The 23,601-nt window shown below is 62.2% G+C and carries 17 protein-coding genes; 13 read left to right on the top strand and 4 right to left on the bottom strand.

What is annotated here, in order from left to right:
- Positions 1–665: 665 nt before the first annotated feature.
- The gene (locus QWU43_RS09710; protein WP_370914850.1) at positions 666–2,540 is read right to left on the bottom strand and encodes a phosphoenolpyruvate carboxykinase (GTP); all 1,875 of its coding nucleotides are present in this window, start codon (positions 2,538–2,540) and stop codon (positions 666–668) included.
- 593 nt (positions 2,541–3,133) lie between these two features.
- Between QWU43_RS09710 and QWU43_RS09705 the strand changes: the two genes are divergently transcribed.
- The 10 genes from QWU43_RS09705 to QWU43_RS09660 all read left to right on the top strand — a co-directional run bounded on the left by QWU43_RS09705 (position 3,134) and on the right by QWU43_RS09660 (position 14,001).
- Positions 3,134–4,726: an anthranilate synthase component 1 gene (locus QWU43_RS09705; RefSeq protein WP_370914929.1), complete on the top strand. Its 1,593-nt coding sequence runs from the start codon at positions 3,134–3,136 to the stop codon at positions 4,724–4,726.
- On the top strand, positions 4,723–5,391 hold the full coding sequence (locus QWU43_RS09700; protein WP_267174142.1) for an anthranilate synthase component II: 669 nt from the start codon (positions 4,723–4,725) through the stop codon (positions 5,389–5,391). Before QWU43_RS09705 ends, QWU43_RS09700 begins: the two co-directional genes overlap by 4 nt.
- Positions 5,378–6,400 (top strand): anthranilate phosphoribosyltransferase, encoded by a 1,023-nt coding sequence (gene trpD / locus QWU43_RS09695; RefSeq protein ID WP_370917739.1) that lies wholly within the window; start codon positions 5,378–5,380, stop codon positions 6,398–6,400. Before QWU43_RS09700 ends, trpD begins: the two co-directional genes overlap by 14 nt.
- A complete protein-coding gene (gene trpCF / locus QWU43_RS09690; RefSeq protein ID WP_370917738.1) occupies positions 6,393–7,859 on the top strand; it encodes a bifunctional indole-3-glycerol-phosphate synthase TrpC/phosphoribosylanthranilate isomerase TrpF in 1,467 nt (488 codons plus the stop codon). Before trpD ends, trpCF begins: the two co-directional genes overlap by 8 nt.
- A complete protein-coding gene (trpB, locus tag QWU43_RS09685; protein ID WP_370917737.1) occupies positions 7,856–9,130 on the top strand; it encodes a tryptophan synthase subunit beta in 1,275 nt (424 codons plus the stop codon). The genes trpCF and trpB overlap by 4 nt, the downstream gene beginning before the upstream one ends.
- Entirely contained in the window at positions 9,127–9,966 is an 840-nt protein-coding gene (gene trpA / locus QWU43_RS09680; RefSeq protein ID WP_370917736.1) for a tryptophan synthase subunit alpha, read from the top strand. The genes trpB and trpA overlap by 4 nt, the downstream gene beginning before the upstream one ends.
- Positions 9,967–10,115: 149 nt before the next feature.
- On the top strand, positions 10,116–10,970 hold the full coding sequence (locus QWU43_RS09675) for a MerR family transcriptional regulator (protein ID WP_370917735.1): 855 nt from the start codon (positions 10,116–10,118) through the stop codon (positions 10,968–10,970).
- 15 nt (positions 10,971–10,985) lie between these two features.
- Positions 10,986–11,864, top strand: coding sequence for an ABC transporter ATP-binding protein (locus tag QWU43_RS09670; RefSeq protein WP_370917734.1), 879 nt, complete (start codon positions 10,986–10,988; stop codon positions 11,862–11,864).
- A complete protein-coding gene (locus QWU43_RS09665) occupies positions 11,861–13,471 on the top strand; it encodes a hypothetical protein (RefSeq protein WP_370917733.1) in 1,611 nt (536 codons plus the stop codon). Before QWU43_RS09670 ends, QWU43_RS09665 begins: the two co-directional genes overlap by 4 nt.
- Before the next feature lie 182 nt (positions 13,472–13,653).
- A complete protein-coding gene (locus tag QWU43_RS09660; RefSeq protein WP_370914928.1) occupies positions 13,654–14,001 on the top strand; it encodes a Rieske (2Fe-2S) protein in 348 nt (115 codons plus the stop codon).
- Between the two features lie 121 nt (positions 14,002–14,122).
- Here the strand turns inward: QWU43_RS09660 and QWU43_RS09655 are convergent, their stop codons facing one another.
- The gene (locus tag QWU43_RS09655; RefSeq protein WP_370917732.1) at positions 14,123–16,258 is read right to left on the bottom strand and encodes an MMPL family transporter; all 2,136 of its coding nucleotides are present in this window, start codon (positions 16,256–16,258) and stop codon (positions 14,123–14,125) included.
- Between the two features lie 101 nt (positions 16,259–16,359).
- On the opposite strand from QWU43_RS09655, the gene QWU43_RS09650 reads away from it, so the two are divergent.
- On the top strand, positions 16,360–17,340 hold the full coding sequence (locus QWU43_RS09650) for a bile acid:sodium symporter family protein (RefSeq protein ID WP_370914841.1): 981 nt from the start codon (positions 16,360–16,362) through the stop codon (positions 17,338–17,340).
- A gap of 85 nt (positions 17,341–17,425) precedes the next feature.
- Here the strand turns inward: QWU43_RS09650 and QWU43_RS09645 are convergent, their stop codons facing one another.
- Positions 17,426–18,031 carry a YqgE/AlgH family protein gene (locus QWU43_RS09645; RefSeq protein ID WP_370917731.1) on the bottom strand — a complete coding sequence of 202 codons (606 nt, stop codon included), beginning with the start codon at positions 18,029–18,031 and terminating at the stop codon, positions 17,426–17,428.
- Entirely contained in the window at positions 18,028–19,491 is a 1,464-nt protein-coding gene (locus QWU43_RS09640; RefSeq protein ID WP_370914927.1) for a CCA tRNA nucleotidyltransferase, read from the bottom strand. Before QWU43_RS09640 ends, QWU43_RS09645 begins: the two co-directional genes overlap by 4 nt.
- 197 nt (positions 19,492–19,688) lie before the next feature.
- Between QWU43_RS09640 and QWU43_RS09635 the strand changes: the two genes are divergently transcribed.
- Entirely contained in the window at positions 19,689–20,684 is a 996-nt protein-coding gene (locus tag QWU43_RS09635; protein ID WP_370917730.1) for an NUDIX hydrolase, read from the top strand.
- Complete coding sequence (locus tag QWU43_RS09630; protein WP_370914838.1) at positions 20,681–23,452, top strand: hypothetical protein; 2,772 nt, start codon at positions 20,681–20,683, stop codon at positions 23,450–23,452. The genes QWU43_RS09635 and QWU43_RS09630 overlap by 4 nt, the downstream gene beginning before the upstream one ends.
- The last annotated feature ends 149 nt before the right edge of the window (positions 23,453–23,601 follow it).

Here is a 23,601-nt window from a genome sequence, read left to right as displayed (position 1 = left end):
CAGCGTCTGATCACCGGCCGATGTTCCCCGGTCTCGACCAACCCACCGAATAGTCTGCGCCGGGGATCGTGACCGGGCTCCGCTCCTTTTCGCCTACCAGGGGATCTTAGGCCTAGAGTTTGGGCCTACCCCTTCAGGACGGGATACAACCATCCCACTCATCAAACCAACAGCCGAGGATCCTAAGCTCATCTCCCACACCGGGGCCAAACTCGTTCAAAACGGGTCGCTCCCCATAGGGCTCTGGGCCATCAGTAAGGGCTGCATCTTCTCACCCTGTGACTGCAAACGTAACCATCCCCGGGCCGACAAACGCCGTTTACACAGGCAATCACGATATGAGGACTGAAAGGTTCCGGGGATACACGGCGGGAGTGCCCTCGAACTTATCCCGACCTTCTTCTACGCGACTCATCTCACCATGATGTAGAGATGTGGATCATCGGAGTAGCCCCGTTCAATGATCTGGCGACCGCAGCCGTCGTCAAGGATGTCCACAATCCCGCCTGTACCCTCACCGGCAATCCCGTTTGCGTCACCTCACCACCGTTCAGTGGAGCAGAAATGACCGGGAGGGATGTTTCACGTGAAACATCCCTCCCGGTCATTGTTCAGGCTACCGGTTCTGTATCATTCCGTACGATTCAGAACCCTCACATCGCCCACTACCCGGCATTCTTGAGGTTCTTTTCCACGCGGCGGTGAGCTTCCCAGATCCGCTCCGGAAGCCCCTCGAAATGGCCCAGGTGTTCCGCGCGTGAATCCATCTCACGGAGCCAGAGATCCCGGTCAATCGAAAGAATTGACTCGAGATCATCCCGGTTTCCGGTGAATCCGGTCAAGTCCAATTCTTCCGCCTTCGGGATCAGCCCAACCGGGGTCTCTGTTCCTTGGACCTTACCGTCCTTGTAGTCGAGCAACCACAGCAACGCGCGAAGATTATCCCGGTACCCCGGCCACATGTAACGGCCGTCATCACCCCGCTGGAACCAGTTGACGTGGGCGAACACCGGCAACGCACTCTCTCCGCCAACCTCCTTCGCCTTATCAAGAACATCCAGCCAGTGCTGCGCGTAACGTCCCTCCGGGTATGCCATGAACGGACGCATCGACATCGGATCGTAACGCAACTGACCTGCCTTACCCTCTGCTGCTGCGGTGGCTTCAGCACCGAGTGTGAGCCCGTCATATACTCCCTCAGCCGGATCACGGAACGCACGGATCAACGGCTCACGGTCCCGCACCCGACCACCGAAGATGATGGCGTCGACAGGCACCCCACCGGGTACCTCGTAGTTCGGTGCGACATTAGGAACATTTGCGAGAGTTGTGGTGAAGCGGGAATTCGGATGCGCCCACTCATCTCCCTTCGCATCCGACCGCTGACGTTCCACGGGTCTGTCGGCGATTGCCTCACCCTTCCAGTCCAACCATCCGTCAAGATCCTCGGGGTAGTCGGGTGTCATCCCCTCCCACCAGACCTGGTGCGTCCTCGTGTTGTACGCAACGTTGGTGAACAGCGTGCCGGTACCCTCAGCAATCGCGTCAATCGCCGTCGGGTTCGTGTTCCTGTTCGTGTTCGGAGCAACACCAAAGGCACCATACTCTGGGTTCATTCCGTAGAGGCGACCATCAACACCGACACGAAGCCAAACGATGTCGTCCCCGTAGAAGAACACCTCGTAGCGGTCACCCAGACCATCGGGCGGAAGCATCATCGCGAGATTGGTCTTGCCTGAAGCGGATGGGAAACCCCCGCAGATGTAGCGATGCTCGCCGGTTACCTTGTCATGGATACCGATGAGCATGAACTGCTCGGCGAGAAATTCACCGGATGCCCAACCGTCGTAGCACGCCTGGCGCAAGCCGTGTGCGATTTTTCCGAGCAGCGCATTACCACCGTAGGAGGAACCATAGTGCAGGATCGTCCTCTCATCAGCGACGGTGGCGAAGCAACGCTGGTCAGCATCAGTGCCCTGGCCAAGATTCTCCAGATCCCCGGTGACATGGACGGCACGCACGAAGTGGTCCTGATCCTGAAGGTCACTGAGATAGTCGATTCCCACACGAGCCATCCGGATCATGTGGAGGCATACCGTCCGATTGTCCGTGAGTTCAACACCTGCCGCCCACGGAGCAAAAGGGGAATCCTTCGGACTCATGAGATAGGGGAGGACGTACATCGTCTTACCCTTGTACGCACCAGCCATCTTCGTCTTCTGCTCGGCGGTGATCTCCGAGGCATCGCGCCAGTTGTTGTACTCGCCACGGTCCGCCGGATCATGGGTGGCGACGACCGTCTTCTCCTCGGTCCGTGCGGTGTCCTTGTAGTAGGACCGTGAGTAGTAACGTCCTTCGCCCGCGGGCTGAATTTCGCCGTCTGCGAGCGCCGAGTCAATCAGGCGCTGGTCGTCTTCCGCGGAAATCACCTCGATGGAATCAGGCTGCAGTATAGCTGCCCAATCTTCGACGAAATCAATGATGCGCTGATTTGTGACGCCCGCTTCCTCCAGCACTGTTCTGTAGTCACTCGTTGCCACTATGGTCACCTTTCTTCTGGGTGGCGGTTAGACCCGTCACGGACCGAGACGGAAATCCGATGAAGTTCGTAGTTCCGTATTCCACATTTAGTCTATCAGTGTGATTAAAAAACGGTGCCTGTTTTTTCGTCACCGACGTGATTCATGGCAGGCCCCGCCCTACCCCAAATACCCTCTCCCTAGTTTTTCAGTCAAAACCATTTTCTGTCAGAGCTCCCCGGCAATCCGCTCATATCAACGAGATCTCACTGCAAACCACGCAGAAAAATATGCGAGCGAGGTGCTGCCCGCGGTGCTAAACTATCTCCCATGTCCCACACTCCCGCATCCACTCACACCCAGTGGTGGTGGCGCGCCTGCGAGGCGGCCCGCGGAATGTAGGTGACGGTATTCACACATCGTCGCAGGTATGACAACCGAGGGCTCGCCCGCTTGAACCCCAAGCGGCGGGCCTTTCTTCATGCCGGTACTCACCGGAGCCCAACACCAGGGGTCACACAATCGAGGCGACCAATCCCACCGACACAGGAAGGCAATTCGAGGTGACCGATACCGAGACCAGAGCCGACAGCACACCGGAGCAACCCCCCTCCATGAAGGCGGCCATTCACCGCGTACCCGTGCGCTACCACGAGAACGCCTCAACCCTCTTCGCCATTCTGGGGGGAACATCCGCTGACGATGCAGTACTTCTGGAGAGTGCCGACATCAGCTCCAAACAAGGGCTCACCTCGGTTGCGCTTCTCCGGGGATCCGTCCGCGTCACCTGCCAAGGAGATGCAGTCAGCGTGCAACCCCTCACTAAATCGGGAATGTTTCACGTGAAACGTCTCCGGAGCACATTGGCCGACTTCGTTGATGAAGATCTGTCGAGCGACGGGGGAGCGGGGTACGTCTCCTTCTGTTTCCCCCCAGGAACCGAACTCGACGAACGCCGCAGGCTCACCGAGATTTCCACGATCGAACCGTTGCGCCGCCTCCAGCAGGACCCCGGGTATCACGATGAAGAAGGTGCCCTGCCGTTCATCGCCGGGGGTTTCGCCTTCGACTACATCGAGACCTTCGAGAACCTCCCCGCGGTCGCCGACGGTGAGAACACCTACCCGGACTACCAGTTCCTCGTCGCCGAAGTCCTCCTCACCATCGACCACCAGTCCGGTACCGCCGAACTCGTCGGCGTCAGTGTGGGCGAGACGGAGACCGCCCGCCTCGCCCACGAACTCACGGAGCTGGCGGAAGCGATCGCAACCGCGGAACCCGACCACGCCGACGCCTACGTACCCACGGCCCATCCCACCGACACCCTCACCATCACCGCGGACACGGACGACGCGACGGTCCGGGGCCAGGTGGCCCGCCTGCAGAAGAACATCGAGGTCGGCGACATCTACCAGGTGGTCCCGGCGCGGAGCTTCCTCGCCCCCTGTCCCGACGCCTTCGCCGCCTACCGGGCACTGCGGGCAACGAACCCCAGCCCGTACATGTTCTACGTCCGGGGCCGGGCCAACGGTGAGTCCTACGAGCTGTTCGGTGCATCCCCGGAATCGAACCTCAAGTTCACCGCGAGCACGCGTCAGGTCGAGCTGTACCCCATCGCCGGAACCCGACCGAGAGGGCTCAACCCCGACGGCAGCGTCAACGACGAGCTCGATATCCGGGCTGAACTCGAACTTCGCACCGACGCCAAGGAGATCGCGGAGCACACCATGCTCGTCGATCTCGCACGAAACGACCTCGCCCGCGTGGCTGTACCCGCCACCCGCAGGGTCGCCGATCTCCTCCAGGTTGACCGGTACAGCCGCGTCATGCATCTGGTGAGCCGCGTGACCGCAGATCTGGACCCGACACTGGACGCGCTCGACGCATATCGTGCCTGCATGAACATGGGCACATTGACCGGGGCACCGAAACTGCGCGCCATGGAGCTCCTCAGGGAGACCGAGGGAAAGAGGCGGGGTTCCTACGGTGGTGCCGTGGGGTACCTGCGGGGTAACGGCGACATGGACACCTGCATCGTCATCCGGTCGGCCTTCGTCCGCGACGGCCAGGCCGTGGTACAGGCCGGGGCCGGGGTCGTCCGTGACAGTAAGCCGCAGGCCGAAGCCGATGAATCACTGCACAAGGCGTTCGCCGTCCTCAACGCCATCGCCATCGCCGCCGACGCGAACCTGGAGGTAATCCGGTGACTGACAACCAACCCCACATCGTCCTCATCGACAACCAGGACTCCTTCGTCTACAACCTGGTCGATGCGTTCGCCGTCGCAGGCTTCCGGTGCACGGTGTACCGGAACTCGGTTCCCGTGGACACCGTCCTCGAAAGCGCTCCAGACCTCATCTGTCTGTCGCCGGGCCCCGGGCACCCCCGTGACGCGGGCACCATGATGGAACTGATCGACCGCACCCTGGGCCGCATCCCGATCTTGGGGATCTGCCTCGGATTCCAGGCGCTGCTCGACCACCACGGGGGAATGGTTGAGCCATGCGGACCGGTCCACGGCACGTCGGACCTGATGACCCTGACGGACGAGGGTCTCGAGAGCCCCGTGTTCCACGGTCTCACCGTCGACGCAGGCCCAGATCTCCCCGGTGTCACCGGGCGCAAGGTACCGATCGCCCGGTACCACTCGCTCGGTTGCACCACGATCCCGGAGGGCATGGTGTCCCTGGCGACCTGCGACTCCGAGATCGGGGAGGTCACAATGGCCGCACGAACCACCGACGGGACCGCCCTCGGGCTGCAGTTCCACCCCGAGTCGGTACTCAGTCCCTCCGGCCCCCACATCCTCACCCGCAGCGTCGAGACGCTGCTCACCAAGACCCGAGAAGGAATCAACGATGACGCACACTGACCCCGGCACGCTACTCACCGCCTACCTGGACAACCGCGAGCCGTCGGTTGAAGAAGCACGTGCCGTCTTCGATCCGCTGACGACCGGGTCCTACTCGGCCACCCAGATCGCCGCACTCCTGGCGACTCTGCGCACCCGCGGGGAGACCGCCGCCGACATCGCCGGAGCCGCTCAGGCCTTCATCAGTGCGGCCCGTCCCTTCCCCATCAGCGGAGAAGGCGTCATGGATTCCTGCGGTACGGGAGGCGACGGAGCAAACACCATCAACATCTCGACCGCCGCGGCTCTCGTCGCCGCAGCCGGGGGAGTGACGATGGTCAAACATGGTAACCGTTCCGTCAGCTCGCGATCCGGTTCCGCCGACGTTCTCGAGGCCCTGAACATCCCCCTGGACCTCGATCCCGAGCGCGCGGAGCGCCAACTCCGGGCCTCCAACTTCACCTTCCTCTTCGCACCGGCGTACCACCCGGCGATCGCCCACGTCATGCCCGTACGGAAGGAACTCAAGGTTCCCACGATCTTCAACATTCTGGGTCCACTGCTCAACCCGGCTAAACCACGCGTCCAACTGATGGGAATCGCACGCCCCGAACTCGGCCCCACAATCATCGAGGTGATGCGCGAGCTCGGCCGCAGCCGGGCGCTGGTCGTCCACGGGTCGGGGACCGATGAGATCGCCGTCCACGGCCCCACCACCGTCTGGGAGCTGCGCGACGGCTCCGTGACCTCCCACGAACTCACCCCAGAGGGCCTCGGGGTTCGCACGCACCCGCTGGAGGATCTTGTGGGGGGTGACGGCGAAGAAAACGCGGGACACATCAGGGCCACCTTTGCTGGCACCGGTCCCGAGGCTCACCTAGACGCGATCGCCGTCAACGCCGGTGCGCTGTTCTACCTCAACGGTGACACGGACACCATCGCCGACGGTGTGACGAGGGCGAAGCAGCTTCTCGCCGACAAGACGGTGGAGACCTGGCTCGCGACTCACGAGGAGGCCGATTATGCCTGACACCCATTCGATGCCGACGGTCCTCGAGGGGATAGTCACCGCCCGCAGGGGGCACCTCGAGGGCATCCGCCACCGCATCAGCCACGTGGATCCGGCGACACTGCCCCGCTCAACCCGCAGTCTCTTCGCCAATCTCGGCGGCAACTTATCGGGCCGGGGGAGGGGAGCAAACCGTTTCATCATGGAGTGCAAGTCCGCCTCGCCGTCACTCGGGCTCATCCGCGAGCACTACCAACCCGGCGACATCGCGCGGATCTACTCCCGCTACGCCTCAGGCATCTCCGTTCTCTGTGAGCCTGACAGATTCGGCGGTGACTACGACCACCTCGCCACCGTTGCGCTATCCACGCACCTGCCGGTCCTGTGCAAGGACTTCATCATCGACGAAGTACAGATCCACGCAGCCCGCTATTTCGGGGCCGACGCCATCCTCCTCATGTTGTCCGTCCTCGACGATGAGACCTACACCCGCCTCGCGCAGGAAGCACACCGACTCGGGCTCGATATCCTCACCGAGGTTGTCGATGAGGAGGAGATGCGGCGTGCCCGCTACCTCGGTGCGAGAATCATCGGGATCAACCACCGCAACCTCCACGATCTGAGCATCGATCTCTCCCGCTCCGCGGAACTCGCGCCCCTCGCCCCGGAGAATGCCGTCCTGATCGCTGAATCGGGAATCCGAGATAACTCCACCGTCCGTCGTATAGGGCGGCATGTCAACGGGTTCCTCGTCGGCTCCCAACTGACCAGCCAACCCGACATCGACGCCGCCGCGCGGGAGCTCGTCTACGGCCCCAATAAAGTGTGCGGCCTGAGGACGCCGGGTGCCGCCCAGGCCGCTCGGGCCGCCGGTGCGGTCTACGGTGGTCTCATCTTCGAAGAGGCATCACCTCGCGCGCTGGACGCCGCCACCGCATCCGCGATTATCGCGGCCGAACCCGGTTTGAAATACGTCGCGGTCAGTCGGCGCAGCTCGGGCTACGACGCCCTGTGCCTCGACGGTGTGGCAGCAGTTCAGGTCCACTGCCCCCTCGGTACGGTCGAAGAGGAAGCAGAACTGGTTCGACGCCTCCGGGGTGAGCTACCCGCCCACGTGGAACTGTGGCGTGCATTCTCCATGTCGACGCCCGGAGCTGCCGACACCCTCGCGGCACTCGTGGACGGGGACTCGCCCGTCGACCGATTCGTCCTAGATTCCGGTGCGGGGGGCAGCGGCACATCCTTCGACTGGTCGACGATCCCGGAGACCGTGAAGCAGCATTCACTACTTGCCGGGGGAATCGGTGTGGAAAATCTCAACGCTGCCCTCACCGTCGGCTGCGCGGGAGTCGACCTGAATTCGGCACTCGAATACGGGCCGGATGCGGCTATCTGGTCCGGCCACAAGGACACCGCCCGACTGGGGCAGGCATTCACCATGATACGAACCTTCAACAACGAACAGGCGGTAGCGTCATGACCCCTCCCGATCACGATTCGACCACTCCGGACACATCCGGGGGAGCGACCATTCTGCCCGCCTATTTCGGTCAGTTCGGCGGACAGTACGTACCCGAGCTCCTCATCCCGGCGCTCGACCAACTGGAGAAGGCCTTCGTCGACGCGATGGACGACCCCGGGTTCCGGACGGAACTCGCCGACTATCTCCGCGACTATCTCGGCCGCCCCACTCCGCTGACGGAATGCTCGAACCTGCCACTGGCGGGTAAGGGGCGCGGGCTGGCGACGATCTTCCTGAAGCGAGAGGATCTCGTGCACGGTGGTGCCCACAAGACCAATCAGGTCATCGGCCAGGCGCTCCTGGCCAAACGGATGGGCAAGACCCGCATCATCGCGGAAACCGGTGCGGGCCAGCACGGCACCGCCACGGCACTCGCATGTGCCCTACTCGGTCTAGAGTGCGTCATCTACATGGGTGCCGAGGATGTCCGACGCCAGCAGCCCAACGTCTACCGGATGGAGCTGATGGGCGCGAAGGTCGTTCCCGTGACTTCCGGGGCGGGCACGCTCAAGGACGCCGTCAACGAGGCATTGCGGGACTGGACCGCCACGTTCCACGAGTCGCATTACCTGCTCGGGACCGCCGCCGGGCCCCATCCTTTCCCGACGATCGTCCGTGAGTTTCACCGGATCATCTCCACCGAGGCGAAGGCCCAGATGCTCGAACGGACCGGCGGGCTGCCGGACGTGGTGACGGCCTGCGTCGGCGGCGGATCGAACGCCATCGGAATGTTCGCCGACTTCATCGATGAACCCTCCGTGGAACTCGTCGGCGTGGAGCCGGCGGGGGAGGGCCTCAATTCAGGACGTCACGGCGCGCCGATCCACGCCGGGAAGATCGGTATTCTCCACGGCGCACGCTCGTACCTCATGCGTACCTCGGACGGTCAGGTCGAGGAGAGCTACTCCATCTCCGCTGGGCTGGATTATCCCGGCGTTGGTCCCCAGCACGCGTATCTGCACGAGTCAGGCCGAGCCACATACGTCGGCATCACCGATGCCGAGGCTCTGGAAGCATTCCAGATGCTGAGCCGCTACGAGGGGATCATTCCCGCCCTGGAATCCTCCCACGCACTCGCGTACGCCCTCAAGCGCGCCGCGGTAGCCGAGGAGGATGGCCGAGAAATCACAATTCTCGTCTCACTGTCAGGCAGGGGGGACAAGGATGTCGATCACGTCCGCCGTACCCTCGCCGATCACCCCGAACTCGTCATGGAGGACAACCGATGAGCCGCTATCCCGCACTGTTCCAGCGCCTCGCCGCCGCCGGAGAGGGAGCCTTCGTCCCCTTCGTTATGCTCGGCGATCCGGACGCTGAGACCTCCTTCGAGATCATCCGTGCGCTCGTCAACGGGGGAGCGGACGCCCTCGAACTGGGTGTGCCGTTCTCCGACCCGGTCGCCGATGGTCCCACGATCCAGGCAGCACACATCCGGGCGTTGGACGCCGGCGTGGATGTGGATACCGCGTTCTCCATCATCCGTCGTGTACGTGACACCTGGCCCGACCTCCCCATTGGCCTGCTCATTTACGGCAATGTCCCCTTCGCCCGGGGTAGCCGCGAATTCTATGCCGCTGTCGCGGAAGCCGGCGCCGACTCGGTGCTCATCCCTGACGTTCCCGTCCGGGAGGGGGCGGCGTTCTCCGCCGATGCGGAGGCTGCTGGAATAGACCAAATCTTCATCGCCCCGCCCCACGCTTCGGAGCGGACACTCGCCGGGGTCGCGGCCCATTCCCGGGGATACATCTACGCAGTCTCCCGCGTGGGTGTGACCGGAGCCGAAACTGCCTCGAGTACCGACGGGCTGGCTGATGTCGTCGCGAACCTGCGCAGATTTGGTGGAGCACCCGCCCTGTTGGGCTTCGGCATTTCCACTCCCGATCATGTCCGGGCTGCCATCGACGCAGGTGCAGCCGGCGCAATCTCCGGTTCGGCGATCACGCGGATCATCGAGAACCACTGCGTGGGTACCTCCCCGGATACCCGGACCGTCGACAACCTCTCGGCTCTCCTCGGGGAGCTGCGTGATTTCACGGCGGGCATGAAAGCCGCAACGCGGCGATAGACCCAGCACCGAGGGCCCCATGTTTCACGTGAAACATGGGGCTTTCTTTTAGCTCATCCTGCTCCACCGCCATCTAACGTGCTGCCTGCTTCATCACATTGTTCTCGGCCTCTTGACAGTGACGTAGCGTCACAGTGTTCCATTGAGCCATGAGAGTGAAGGAGCTGGCCGAATACACCGACACAACAGTGCGGACAATCCGCTACTACCACCAGATAGGCCTGCTCCCCGTACCCGAAGGGGCTAGCATTCGGGACTACGGCCTCGAACATCTCATCAGGGTCGAGAGGATACGTCACCTGCGCAGATCGGGTCTGTCGCTCGCGTCAATCCAGAACCTCATCGCGGATGACGGTATCGATGTAGCACGGGAACTCCAGGCCACGGAAGACGCCATCAATCAGCAGATAGCGACTCTGGAAAACCAACGGAACCGCCTCCGGGATCTCCGCTCAGGACTGTCTGGCCGATGCCTCGGGGAACCATCGGAATCCCAGTTCGACCTAATTCCTCCGCTGCCGAGCCAGCTCGACAACATCTGCGACCGCCTGACGGAAGGAGTGGACGATGACCGTTTCATCGCACTCATCCGAAAAAAGAAGCAACTCACCCAGCTCCTCCTCCCTCGCAGTGTAATACCCAGCGAGCTGTTCGATTGGACAGCACAAATTGATGAATCCTCGTTGGTCACGTTTCGCGCGGATATCGACCGGTTCACGCGAATCAACGAACTCGATCCCGCGGAGATCACCGCAGCGGCCCACACCGCCGCTGATCACTTCATCGACCTCCTGCAAAAGAACGGCACCAGTCTGATCATCAACGCCATTTCTCGGTATCTCCGTGCTCTTCGGAGCAAGCCGATACGTCAGCTCATCTTCCTCGCCTTTCCAAACCCGGTCGAAGCACGGTACGTAGAGGCGCAGATCGATCGATTGTGTACCCGTATCGCAGACATCACCCCGTCCGACCCCGACCGCACTGACACCAGAACCGCTCAATAAACAAGGGAGTTTCACGTGAAACCACTGCTCTGTGAGAGCCTCTCCAAAACGTTCGGCACCGTCCGCGCCCTCGACGAGCTCACCCTGGAGGTGGGGGAGGGGAGCGTCCACGGTTTCCTCGGGCCCAACGGCGCCGGAAAATCAACCACGATCAGAATCCTGCTCGGACTGCTGCACCCCGATTCCGGGAGAGTCCAGGTCCTCGGGAGCGATCCACGATCAGAACCGAGGGTACTCCGCCGCGTGGCGTACGTCCCCGCCGAGGTGACCCTGTGGCCACAGCTCACCGGAGCGGAGACGATCCACTTTCTGGCCAAGCTGCGGGGTGGAGGTGTGGATGAGGCGCGACGGGAGGAGCTGATCGAGGCCTTCCAGCTCGATGTCAACCGCCGGAACCGGGACTACTCCACGGGCAACCGGCGTAAGATCCTCCTCGTCGCCGCTCTGTCAGCGGACGCCGATCTCCTGATTCTCGACGAGCCCACATCCGGGCTCGATCCACTGATGGAACAGGTTTTCGGGGAACAACTCACCAAGGAGGCGCAGAGGGGAGCGACCGTACTGCTCAGCAGCCACATTATGAGCGAGGTGGAGAAGCTCTGCGATTCCGTCACAGTGATTAAATCAGGCAAGGTGGTACTGAGGGGCCGGGTCGACGACCTGAAACAGATTTCGGCCCATCATGTCTCCGCACAGTTCGACGGGGGAGTACCCGATACCTTCCGTTCTCTCGCGGCGGTGACCGTCGAGGGATCCCGTTTGACCGCGACCGTCGACCGGGAGGAGAGCACCGAACTCCTCCACCGGATCATCGAGAGCGGCGGTCACGACATCACGAGCACGCCTGCATCACTGGAGGACATCTTCCTCAGCCACTACGCGGAGGAACGATGATCACCGAAACACTGTCCCTGACGAGATTCAATCTCTGGCTGCGTCGCCGCTTTCTGCTGCTGTGGATCATCCCGCTCCTGGGATTGATCGGCGCGCTGCCTCCCGGATACAACAACCAGTACCCGGATCCGGCGTCCAGGAAGCTCGCCGCCGATGCCTTCCGGGGCAATGCCGTCATCGAGGCGATGTACGGTCGGGCACCCGAGAGTGGTTCACTCGGGCAGCTGGTGTCGCTCGAGGGTGGAGCGCTCCTCACGCTGCTCGCCGGAGTAATGACGGTACTGCTCGTGACCGGCCTCTTCAGGGGACCTGAACAGGCCGGGGCCGGTGAGTTGATCCGTGCGGCGGGCCTTCGCCCCGGATCCGTACCCGCGGCTGCCCTGACCACGGCAGCAATCAGCGGTCTGCTCCTCGGCGCGGGCACCAGCGCCGTGATGATCGCCGCGAACTCGGCTGTCGGGGATCTTCCCCCGGAGGGCTCCCTGGTTCTCGGCGCAACCGTCCTGCTGTCCATCCTCGGAACAGCTTTCCTGACCGCCGCGTGCACACTCTTCGTCCGGGATTCCGCGAACCTCCGCCGTGCGGCCTTCGGAGCCCTCGCTGTCCAATTCATCATCCGCGCGGTGGCGGACAGTCGGGATGTTCCGCACCTCAACTGGGTCAGCCCACTGGGTTGGCGCGCGATTGCGTCGCCCTACGACTCGAACAACTGGGCGGCCCTCGGTGGCCTCGCGATCCTGTGTCTCTCGTGCAGCCTCGGACTCGTGGCGGTGGAGAAACACCGCGAGTTCGGAAGGCCTCTGATCGCGTTCGGAGACCCCAAGCCGAAGGCGCCCCGCCGCCTGAACAGCCTGGTTGCACTCCGCCGGGTACTCGACCGTGGCACCAGGATCGGTTGGCTGATCCCGGTCGTGGTGTTCGCGGTGGTGCTGTGTTCACTCCTCCAGACCGTGATCGATTCTCTCACCATCGACGGGCACCAGACGGCGCTGGCCGAACGTGTCGGGACGATCTTCGGCAACGGCGATATCGTGCCTTCGTTCTTCGCCTACTGCGCGGCCCAGATCGGAATTCTGATCGGGGCAGCGGGTATCCAGACATCGCTCCACCTCAGGTCGGAGGAGAACCACCGCACAGTGGACCTGATCCGATCATGTGGTGTCTCCCGTGGAGCCCCGCACCGGTCCATCGCCCGGTCAAGCTGGGTGACGGTGATCCTCCTCGTGGTACTCGGAACAGTCGGAGGTCTCATCGGGGGGATCCCGGGTGCCGACGACGCCGGGGAGACGGCGACGGCGATCACCGTGAGTTTCCTCACCCAGATCGGCCCCGCGGCAACGTTGACCGGAATCGCGCTACTGCTGGTTGGAGCAAGTCCCAGGTTCGCGACACTCGCCTGGCTTCCGCTCATCGTCTGCGCACTGATCTGGATCTTCGGGCCCGTGTTCAACGCACCGGACTGGGTTATCGATGTCTCGGTATTCAGCCACACCCCGACCAGCACCGATGTCTCTGAAACCGGGTGGAATACCGCTCTGCTGGTCGTCATCGGCGTCGCGTGTACCCTCATCGGCACCAGGGCTGCGTCTCGGCGGGAGATCAGGTGATCCATTTTATCGGAACACCAGTCACCTCATACAGTGGCAAATTCGGTAAGAATAACCTACCCCACCTGGTGATGAAGGGCAGGCTAACCGTTTGTGACACGCATGATCTGATGCGAGATACTGGCGTTATGAGCTGCCAAGGTGAATCTCCGAAAAACCGCATACCCTCCTGCAGCCGTCGATTGTTCCTCCTCGGGACCGCCACAACGTTCGCCGGTGCTGTCCTCGCCGCGTGCGGAGGTACGGAAACGCCCGCCTCAATCGAAGCGCAGGACGTCCCGGTGGGGAGTGCGGTTGTCGTCGGAAACTTCATCATCGCCCAGCCCACCTCAGGTGTCTTCCACGCCTATTCGACCATCTGTCCGCATCAGGGCGCGAAGATCGACATTGTCGAAGGCGCCACAGTCCGCTGTCCGAAACACAACTCGGTGTTCGACATCGAGAACGGCAGCGTCATCGAGGGGCCCGCAAGGGATCCACTTCACCCCGCGAAACTCTCCGCCGAAGGCACGACACTTACAGCATCCTAAACCTTCCTGAGATCATTGTTTCACGTGAAACATCGACTACACCGGACACATCAGGTCCCGATAGCACTGCAACGAAGGCCCCTGGTTTCACGTGAAACCAGGGGCCTTCCGCCTACGCCACTCACTCTGCAGGAACTCGTTCCTTGAACCCTGCGGGGCGAGCAGGCCACCAGATCCGTTCCCCGACAAGTTCAAACAAAGCCGGGACAACAAGTGTCCGGACCAGGAATGTATCGAGGAGAATCCCAAACCCCACGATGATCCCGACCTGGGTGAGCGTAATGAGGGGGAGAACACCAAGAACGGCGAAGACGGCGGCCAGAACGATTCCGGCTGAGGTAATGACCCCTCCCGTGAGACCCACCGCACGAACAATTCCACACCGCACATCCCGTCCAATGCTCTCTTCCTTCACACGCAGTACCAGGAACACCGTGTAGTCAATTCCGAGGGCCACCAGGAACAAAATGGAGTAGAGCGGCGCGGCTGTATCCAGGCCGGGGAATCCGAAGACATGGTCGGAGAGCCAGGCACCGACACCCAGTGCGGCAGTGGTGGACAGCACCGCTGCAACAAGCAGTAACAACGGGGCAAGAAGTGCTCGCAGTACAACGATCAGTACAAGAAAAACAACAAGCAGTATGAGCGGGACACAGACCCGAAGATCCCGCAGGGTTGCATCCCGGCTGTCCAGGTCACGCGCTGCAGAACCACCCACCACGGCACCGGGATCCACCGCCCGCGAGATAGCGCGTACCTCGCGGATTAACTCAAACGACCGGGCGGACGCGGGTTCCGCGTCCGGTAGCACCGTCAACCGGGCTAAGGAACCATCGGTGCTCTCCACGGGTGCACCAAGCACAGTCAGGTCGGGATGTCCGCTGATTTTCTTCCTGATCTCAGCCACCGTCGATGTATCCGCAATAACACTGAGCGGTGCCGAAGCGCCGGCGGGAGCATTATCGGAGAGTGTCCATTGGCCAGCGGCAGCCTCTGACTCCGTCCGGAACTGTTCGGTGCTGGACAGCCCTATCCGCGTGCCGGACAGTCCTGCCGTCATTGAGATGAGCACCAAAACCATGACCGCGAGCACTGCACCCGGACGGCAGGCGACACCGGTGGCGATCCGCCCGAAGACGCCACCATGTGGATATCTGGCGTGCACACCTGGGCGGGGAATCCTCGGCCAGAAGAGACCCCGACCACTGACGGCTAGTGCCGCCGGTAGTAGAACGAGCGCGAAGAGAAGCGCAAGCAGTAATCCGATCGCACTGGAGACCCCGAGACTGCGGAATGCCGGGACGGATGCTGCGGTGAGTGTCAACAGGGCGAACACAACGGTCAGGTTCGAGGACAGGATGGCGGGGGTGGCGTTCCGGAGTGCACGGCTGAGCGCCAGGCGGTGGTCGGTCTGAGTCCGCAGTTCCTCTCGGTACCTGCTGACCAACAGCAGCGCATAATTGGTACCGGCGCCGAACACGAGAACCGAGGTGATCCCTGCGGTTGATCCATCGTTGGCGAACCACCCGGTGGTCGATGAGAGCCAGGCGGTGACGGCAGCAGCAGCGCGGTCAGCGAGTGCGACAACAATCAGGGGTACAAGCCAGAGAATGGGGGAGCGGTACGTCAAAATAAGTAGAACCGCGACTACGGATGCCGTAACCGCCAGTAGCGTGACATTCGCTCCCGAGAATGCATCTGCGGTATCCGCGGCGAAACCTGCGGGGCCAGTGACCGCGACTCGCACCCCGGACGGGAGTCCGTCCCGTGCGGTGGCCCTGATCTCCGCCACGACATCACTGAGCGCGAATCCATCAAGATCTGCGGGTAAAAGCACCGTCGCCTGGGCTACATCTCGTGAGAGAGGCACCGTTGGGCCCACCCACCCGGATGTCCCCCCGGTAAACAATTCCGTAGCAGCGAGGCGTTGTAGAGATCCGTCAACGGCCTTCAGTTCGTCACTGCCTAGGCCATCCTCCGCCGAGTAGACAAGTACTGCGGGAAGGTTCCGGCCTCCCGGGAAGCGTTCCTGGAGCTGTCCAGCCCGGGCAGACTCCGCACCTTTCGGCAATCCGTCGGGTGCCCCGGCAGAATTTCCGGATCCTGCAGCCAGGAACTGCAGTCCCGCAAAAAGTGCGAGGAAGGCCAGAATAGTCGCCCATGCTGCGGTTTTTCTCACGATGAACACCGGGGCAGGAGTGGATGCATAGATCGTACGCTCAACGGACATCGGCTTCGCGGACTTGTGGGAGGTCATGCCTCATGGTCCCACAGGAACGTCTCGATGAGGATCCCCGTGGCGTCATGGAGCCCCCGAATTCTGATCAGATGAGACAGTGCACCGCTTACACTGTCACCATGTTCAGTCGTATCAGACGTCCACGGGTAGACCCGCTGATCATTCTTATCCTTCTCGCCGTTCTTCTCGCCGTGCTCCTACCTGTTCGGGGAGAAGCGGCGACGCTATTCTCCATGGCAACGAAAGTAGCTATCGCCCTGCTGTTCTTCGTCTACGGTGCACGCCTATCAACGGCCGAGGCACTCGCCGGTCTCCGGCACTGGAGGTTGCACGTCGCCATCCTCGCATTCACCTACGTGGTTTTCCCACTGATCGGAGTGGCTCTCATACCCCTCGAGCGCTTATTCCCGACGGGGCTGTTCCTGGGGGTCATCTATCTGACGCTGGTCCCGTCGACAGTGCAATCCTCGGTAGCATTCACCTCGATCGCACGGGGGAACGTTGCAGGGGCCATCATCAGTGCATCAGCATCGAACCTGCTCGGAGTGGTGCTCACTCCGGTGCTGGTGATGTTGTTGATGAGCCAGGGGGGACACGTCACCGTCAGCAGTCAGGTCTTTATCGACATCGCCATCCAGCTTCTCTTTCCCTTCTTTGCGGGACAACTTACACGGCCGTGGATCAAGTCGATTGTCTCCCGCTCCGCGACGAAGATCGTCGATCGCGGTTCCATCACCATGGTCGTCTACTCTGCGTTCTCCGCGGGAATGGTGGAGGGTATCTGGTCGAGGGTGACGCCACTGGACCTTCTGGGGCTCGTCGTGTTCTCAATTGTGCTGGTCGCTTTCATGCTTTGGTTCACACGTTTCTCTGCTCAACGACTCAGATTCAATCAAGCGGACACTCTCGCCATCCAGTTCTGTGGGACCAAGAAGTCCCTCGCCACCGGATTACCTATGGCTGCGGTCATCTTCGGGAGTGGAGAACTAGGTCTGCTCATTCTTCCGCTGATGATCTTCCACCAGATTCAGTTGATGATGTGTGCTGCGTTGGCCTCACGGTACGCCCACGGGAACCCCGAGGTTCAGCCAAGCACGTAAACACCTGAAGGGGCGTGATCCCCGTTCTAGGCACGGCTACACGGCAGGTTTCACGTGAAACATCCGGTACATCGCCCCGTTTCGGTCAGTTATCCCTCGGATCCACCGGGAACGTGGCAAAAGCCGGAAGCGGAGCTGGTTGACGACGCATCACGTCACTCCAGAGATCGACTGGCCCTGGCGCGAGAATATCCCCGGGGAGGGCCGGGGCGATATACCAGTCACCCCGCGCGATCTCCGCCTCGAGCTGACCGGGGCCCCATTCCGCATATCCGGCAAACAGTCTGACACCATCAAGGTGAGTGGCCAGTTCCACCGGATCCGCTGATCCATTGACATAGACGATCCGGTTGGCGCACCGCGTCAACTGAGGATGCCCAGTCGGGTCCACCCCGTTCCGGACCACACCGACGCAGAGAACCGTATCGCGGGACAGTGGTCCACCGACGTACAGAGCCTTCGGTTTCGCCGTGATCCCGAGCCATTCCGGCATGACCTCATCGACGGAGAGTTCACTGCGCGCCACGAGATTGACGCCGAATGTACCCGTGTCCCCATGCTCGATGACGAAAACCACACTCCTGGTGAATTCCCCGGCCACCAAACCCGGGGCCGCGACGAGGAGCATTCCGGGGGCAGGGTCGGTGCGTTCCAGTGCGTTGAACAGTCTGTCACCGAAAAGATCACTCATCGTTGGTCCTCCGTTGTGTTCGGTACCGTCACATCATCCTTCTCCGTACGCCACCAGGCGAGCAGGGCCTCGACCGCCTCATCGTGGTCGAGGGGACCACGTTCCAGCCGTAGCTCCTTCAAGAATGACCACGCTTGCCCGACCTCCGGGCCAGGGGAGATCTCGAGGAGCCGCATGATCTCGTTACCATCTAGGTCCGGTCGGACGCGGGCGAGATCTTCCTTCTCAGCGATCTCGGCGATCCTCTCCTCAAGGTGATCGTACGTCCGGGCCAGACGTTCCGCCTTACGCCGGTTCCGGGTGGTGACGTCCGCGCGCACGAGCTTGTGCAGGCGCGGGAGCTGATCACCGGCATCTGTGACGTATCGGCGGACCGCGGAATCGGACCAGCGTCCCTCCCCGTAGCCGTGGAAACGCATGTGGAGGAAGACGAGCTGATTGATCTCGTTAATGATGTGCTTCGGGTATTTCAGGGCGCGGAGCCGACGCCGCGCGAGCTTCGCCCCTACGACCTCGTGCTGGTGGAAAGTGACCGCACCGTCATCATTGAAGGCCCGGGTGTCCGGTTTACCGATGTCGTGCAGCAACGCGGACCACCGGAGTACGAGATCCGGCCCGTCCTGCTCTTTGTCGATCACCTGGCGCAACACCTGGAGCGAATGGGCGTAGACGTCCTTGTGCTGGCGGTGTTCGTCCTGCATCAGCCGGAGGGCCGGTATCTCCGGGAAGATCACGTCCGCGATCCCGGTGTCAACCATGAGGTCTATGCCCAACCAGGGGACAGCACCCAGCATCATCTTGTCGAGTTCAGCCCGGACTCTTTCGACCGTAATCCGGTTGATCTGACCTGCCATGGCGGTCATCGCCTCATGTACCCTCGCAGAGGGACGGAAATCGAGTTGGGACACGAATCTGGCGGCACGCAGCATACGTAGTGGGTCATCATTGAAACTCTGCTCCGGCGTCGCCGGAGTGTCGAGGGTAGCTGTCGCGAGATCGGCGAGACCACCCACGGGGTCATGGAAGCGGAGGCCACCGTCGGGGAGCAGTTCAACAGCCATCGCGTTAACTCTGAAATCACGCCGGATCAGATCGCCCTCGAGGGTGTCTCCGTAGCTCACCTCGGGATTGCGGCTCTGCCCGTCATAGGTGTCAGATCGGAATGTGGTGATCTCGATCTGCTGTCCGTCCTTCTCCGCGGAGAGCGTCCCGAAGTCGATCCCGGTGTCCCAGACCGTGTCCGTGTAACTGTCCAGGATCTCCCGGACGAGACCGGGTCGTGCGGGTGTGGTGAAGTCCAGGTCAGTGCCGAGGCGGCCGAGCAGAGCATCCCGGACCGAGCCACCGACGAGGTAGAGAGGTACGTCGCGACGGGCGAACCGCTCTGCGAGGGGTTGCAGTACGGGCGCCAGTTCGTTGATCGCCTTCTCTGCCCTCACGAGCGCAGATTCAGCGCCGATTCCAACGCTGTTACCCTCACCGATACAGGTGTCGGAGTGTCCTGTTGCTGCCTCATTTTTCACCCCGTTGAGTCTACCTGTCGGTGTGGCACCCCCCGGAAAGGCGGAAAAACCCGGATAGCCCCGTACACACGCGGGAGTGGGTAACAGCGCGTCGAAATACCACGCCGCTGTCCGGCGGGTTACGATCAACGGATATGAGCGACAGCGAGCGGCAGCACGCCGAGAAGCAGCCAGGACGTCGCCGACGCGGTCGTCGGCGACGTCGCTCGCGTGGCCAGGGTCGCCAGAAAGAGACGGATAACACCAGTACCACGGGTGCCGGTGGAACTGGAACAAAATCCACCACTTCACGCAGAACCACGAACGGTTCATCATCCGATGCCTCCGATTCCGCAGACTTGTCCGGGAACGCAGGACCCCGAGGAGACGGACAGCCCGCCGCGCCGACCCGTCAACGTTCCCGCCGTCGTCGGCGCAGCCGCGGAGGAAAAACCCCTGCCTCCGCTCCGAACAGATCAGATGAATCCGGTTCCGCGAGACCGCAGCATCAGGAGCGGACTCCGGCACGGGGGGCCGAGACCACCGAGCGCGGTGGGCGTCGCCGGGATTCCACAGCCCGTAACCGTAAGAGTTCTCGGCGTAACCGACCGGTCAACCCTCCTCGGGCCCACGCTCAACGTCCACGGATGCAGACGAATGATGAAACGTCAGCCGGTGGGCTCGTCGTATCCGGGTTAGCGGAGGCCGTGCGTGGTGACGGTACCGTCGACCTCGACAGGATCTATGTCGCATTGATCGGTCGGCTGGACCGGCGGGGTCGACTGCTCTGGTCGATGCCCAAAGGCCACGTCGAACCTGGAGAGAGTCGCGCCACGACAGCAGAGCGTGAGGTCTGGGAGGAAACCGGAATCTCCGGTGAGGTCTTCTCCGAGCTCGGGGTCATCGATTACTGGTTCGTGTCGGAAGGCGTCCGTATCCACAAAACAGTGCACCATCACCTCCTGCGCTATATCGACGGTGACCTCAATGATGAGGACCCCGAGGTCACCGAGGTGACCTGGGTTCCAGCCAGTGAGCTCATCGAACGGCTCGCTTACGCGGATGAACGCAAACTGGCGCGGTGCGCCCACGACATGCTCCCCGAACTTGCGCGGCGGGAAAAGTCGGAGGGAAGAAGGACTCCGCGGTGATATCGTCTGATTTTCTCCGGGTTCCGGTCACCCGTTCCATTTCCGTCCCCCGGCGATACCGCGGACGGTGGGCCCACCGCTTGACCGGTGCGGCACTCATCGCAGTTCTCACCACCACCGTTGTCGGCGGAACATCGGGTTCCGTGATGATCGCATCGGCCCAGAATCGAACAGTCCCCGGCGCATCCGCGGGCGTGTCCGGTGATGCTGAGTGGAGGAATTCCTCCATCCGGAAGACTGACGCAGACAGCGGTGTCGTGGTGGAACTCACGTCCCCCTTGGACGAGGTGCCGCTGGGCACCGAACGGATGGTGGAAGTACGTGTAACCAACACTTCGGACGAAGTCGTGGGGGAACTCTCACTTCGTCTGCAGCGTGGTGAGGCGGTGAGGGATGCCGCAACCGCCAGACTTTCATTGACGGGGGAGCAGTCAACTTACGGTTACACGGGTCCCTTCATCGACGCGCCCGGGGCACTCGATCCGGGGGAATCGGTGACCGTGAACCTGCCCCTGGATACCTCTCCGGGGTCGAAGAACGGCCTGGACATCGATACCCCCGGGGTCTATCCGATGATGGTCAACCTGAATGGGCGCCTGGGAGAAGGCATCGTCAGTTACCTGACGTCCGAGCGTTTCCTCCTCCCCGTCAGCGATCCGGTAACGGGTGAATTACACAGCAGGAACAGAGATGACGGAGTCCTACCCGAGGCTCCCGGAGTGACCGTGCTGTGGCCCCTTACCGCCCGGACCGGTCTCGTACCGGGTGAGACGGGGGAGGCACCGAAGTCGGCTCCGCTGCTGCTTGAAAACGATGATCTCGCCGCTCAATTACGTGAGGGCGGGCGCCTCGATCAGCTCCTCGACGTGTATCTGGATGCCACCGCGGGAGACGAAGGTTCCGCGCTGAGGGGTGCGACCTGTCTCGCCATCGACCCCCAACTGCTCGTGGTCGTGGACAGAATGCGGGATGGCTACACCGTCACGGATAACCGGTTGAGTCCGGTCTCCGGTACCCGGCGACTCCGGGAAAGCCGACGGCGGGATGATGGAAACAGGGCCACCTCCGGACACCCCGGAACGGGTGCTGAGGCCGCCGAGGAATGGCTGTCACGTCTTCGTACCGCAGCGAACCAGGGTTGTACAGTGGCATTGCCCTGGGCAGGAACCGACATCAACGCCGTCACCAGAACAGGTAACCAGTGGCTGCTGCGTGAAGCGGTCGCGCGGGGTTCCTCCGTACTGGCAGATATTCTGGAGACGGAACCAGAGCAGAACCTGGTGATCCCGTTGTCCGGTTACGTGACGGAATCCACCGCCGACTGGCTTCCCTTGGCCGATACCACTGGTCCTGATGAGATGGTGGACCCGGAGGCCGCCTGGGAATACAGGCAGCGGAATGGCCTCCCGACGGTTCACCACACGACCGACACCGCATCCCTTGAGGATCCCACCATCCCTGATCCGCAGCCACAAGAGGAACTGCCTCCGATGAACACTGCTGTCCGGGTTCTCGTGACAGACAACAGTGTGTGGGCCGCCCCGTCCGAGGGCAGGTTCGTGGGACTGCGCCAGGGGATCACCGGGGTAACGTACCAGGGGTCACTGGCTGCCACTCTCGCCACGACAGGAACGGAACCCCTGACAGTCGGGTACAGCAACCCGGAGACCCGGTATGATCCGGCTCTGGACTCCGTCCACGCCCGCCTAACCACGAGTTCCGCCGCCGTGCGACTCACGGTCGATGCCTCCAGGGTGAATTCACGACAGCAGGGGAAATCCACTGATCCCGTGATCATCGTGCCCCCGGCTAGCCCCGCAACCGCCACGAACGGCGCCAAGCTTCTCGATGTTGTCGATGAACTGTTGTCCACCGGGCGGGCACGTCCGCAGTCACTGCATGAGGCGACGACACCGGATACTGCAACGACAACGGCGCTCGATGCAGCGGTGCGGGAGCTGAACGGCCCCCGGGAAGGGGCGGGGTTCGGTGCCCCGTACCCGGATCCCTCAGTGCCGTCGACCTCCGAGGTACTGGCCGCCACCCAACAGGCGAACTACATCAACGACCTCACCCAGTTGATGGTGAATGATCCCCAGATCGCGGTGACGCGCTACGAATTCACCCGACCACTACTGCTCGATCTGCTCCGCGGGCTCACCGTCCTCGGTCGACGGAACGCGGAAGAACACACAGCCGCGGTGATCCATGCAGATCGGCTTTTTACCCTCAACCGGGAGATGCTTGAGCAGCTCCAGTCCTCGGTGTCGCTGCTGCCGCCGGGTTACGTCTACACCCGGGTGTCTCAGTCATCGCCGTTACTGATCGTGGCGCGCAACGGTCTACCTCTGCCTGTTGACGCCCGCATCAGCTACCAGGGACCTCCCGGCAGCATGGTCCACGTTCCCGACCAACTCTGGATCCCGGCCAAAGGCTCAATCACGACCCAGATGACGGCGGATCTACCGACGGAACCCGACAAGGTCAATCTGCTACTCCGCTTGTCCGACTCACAAGGCTCCGTCATCAGTGATCCAGTGGAGATCACCATCCGGACCCAGGGTCTGTTCTTCGGTATGATCGGGAAATTCCTCATATTCCTACTGTTCATAGCCCTCGTCGCCCGGCTTATCCAGACGAAGATCATCCGCTGTTTCCGCCGTTCCGGTACCGGTCACGGCTTACAGGATCAGGAGATTCCCCCGCAGCCGGGCGCCAACCACCGCAGCCCCTCCGTCGATGCCGGTGGGCAACAGCCCCAGGTATGACGACCACGCAAGGCACGAACAACGGTTCGTTATCACCGTGACGCCGCGCCCCACAGCGCCCGTTTACCTCCTTTCACACGATCCTGTTAGACAATGGAGATTGTGAATTCAGATGATTCCGACCAGTCCGACCGAGAAGTAGCCCGGGA

Source organism: Corynebacterium sp. CCM 9204, assembly GCF_041357695.1.
Lineage (GTDB): Bacteria > Actinomycetota > Actinomycetes > Mycobacteriales > Mycobacteriaceae > Corynebacterium.
This window is presented reverse-complemented; position numbering and strand designations above follow the sequence as displayed.

Bases quoted from the DNA above. Each gene is read 5' to 3' on its own strand.
- trpCF (WP_370917738.1), top strand. From the start codon at position 6,393: ATGCCTGACACCCATTCGATGCCGACGGTCCTCGAGGGGATAGTCACC.
- QWU43_RS09665 (WP_370917733.1), top strand. From the start codon at position 11,861: ATGATCACCGAAACACTGTCCCTGACGAGATTCAATCTCTGGCTGCGT.
- QWU43_RS09650 (WP_370914841.1), top strand. From the start codon at position 16,360: ATGTTCAGTCGTATCAGACGTCCACGGGTAGACCCGCTGATCATTCTT.
- trpD (WP_370917739.1), top strand. From the start codon at position 5,378: ATGACGCACACTGACCCCGGCACGCTACTCACCGCCTACCTGGACAAC.
- QWU43_RS09655 (WP_370917732.1), bottom strand. From the start codon at position 16,258: ATGACCTCCCACAAGTCCGCGAAGCCGATGTCCGTTGAGCGTACGATC.
- QWU43_RS09705 (WP_370914929.1), top strand. From the start codon at position 3,134: ATGAAGGCGGCCATTCACCGCGTACCCGTGCGCTACCACGAGAACGCC.
- trpB (WP_370917737.1), top strand. From the start codon at position 7,856: ATGACCCCTCCCGATCACGATTCGACCACTCCGGACACATCCGGGGGA.
- QWU43_RS09675 (WP_370917735.1), top strand. From the start codon at position 10,116: ATGAGAGTGAAGGAGCTGGCCGAATACACCGACACAACAGTGCGGACA.
- QWU43_RS09635 (WP_370917730.1), top strand. From the start codon at position 19,689: ATGAGCGACAGCGAGCGGCAGCACGCCGAGAAGCAGCCAGGACGTCGC.
- trpA (WP_370917736.1), top strand. From the start codon at position 9,127: ATGAGCCGCTATCCCGCACTGTTCCAGCGCCTCGCCGCCGCCGGAGAG.
- QWU43_RS09645 (WP_370917731.1), bottom strand. From the start codon at position 18,031: ATGAGTGATCTTTTCGGTGACAGACTGTTCAACGCACTGGAACGCACC.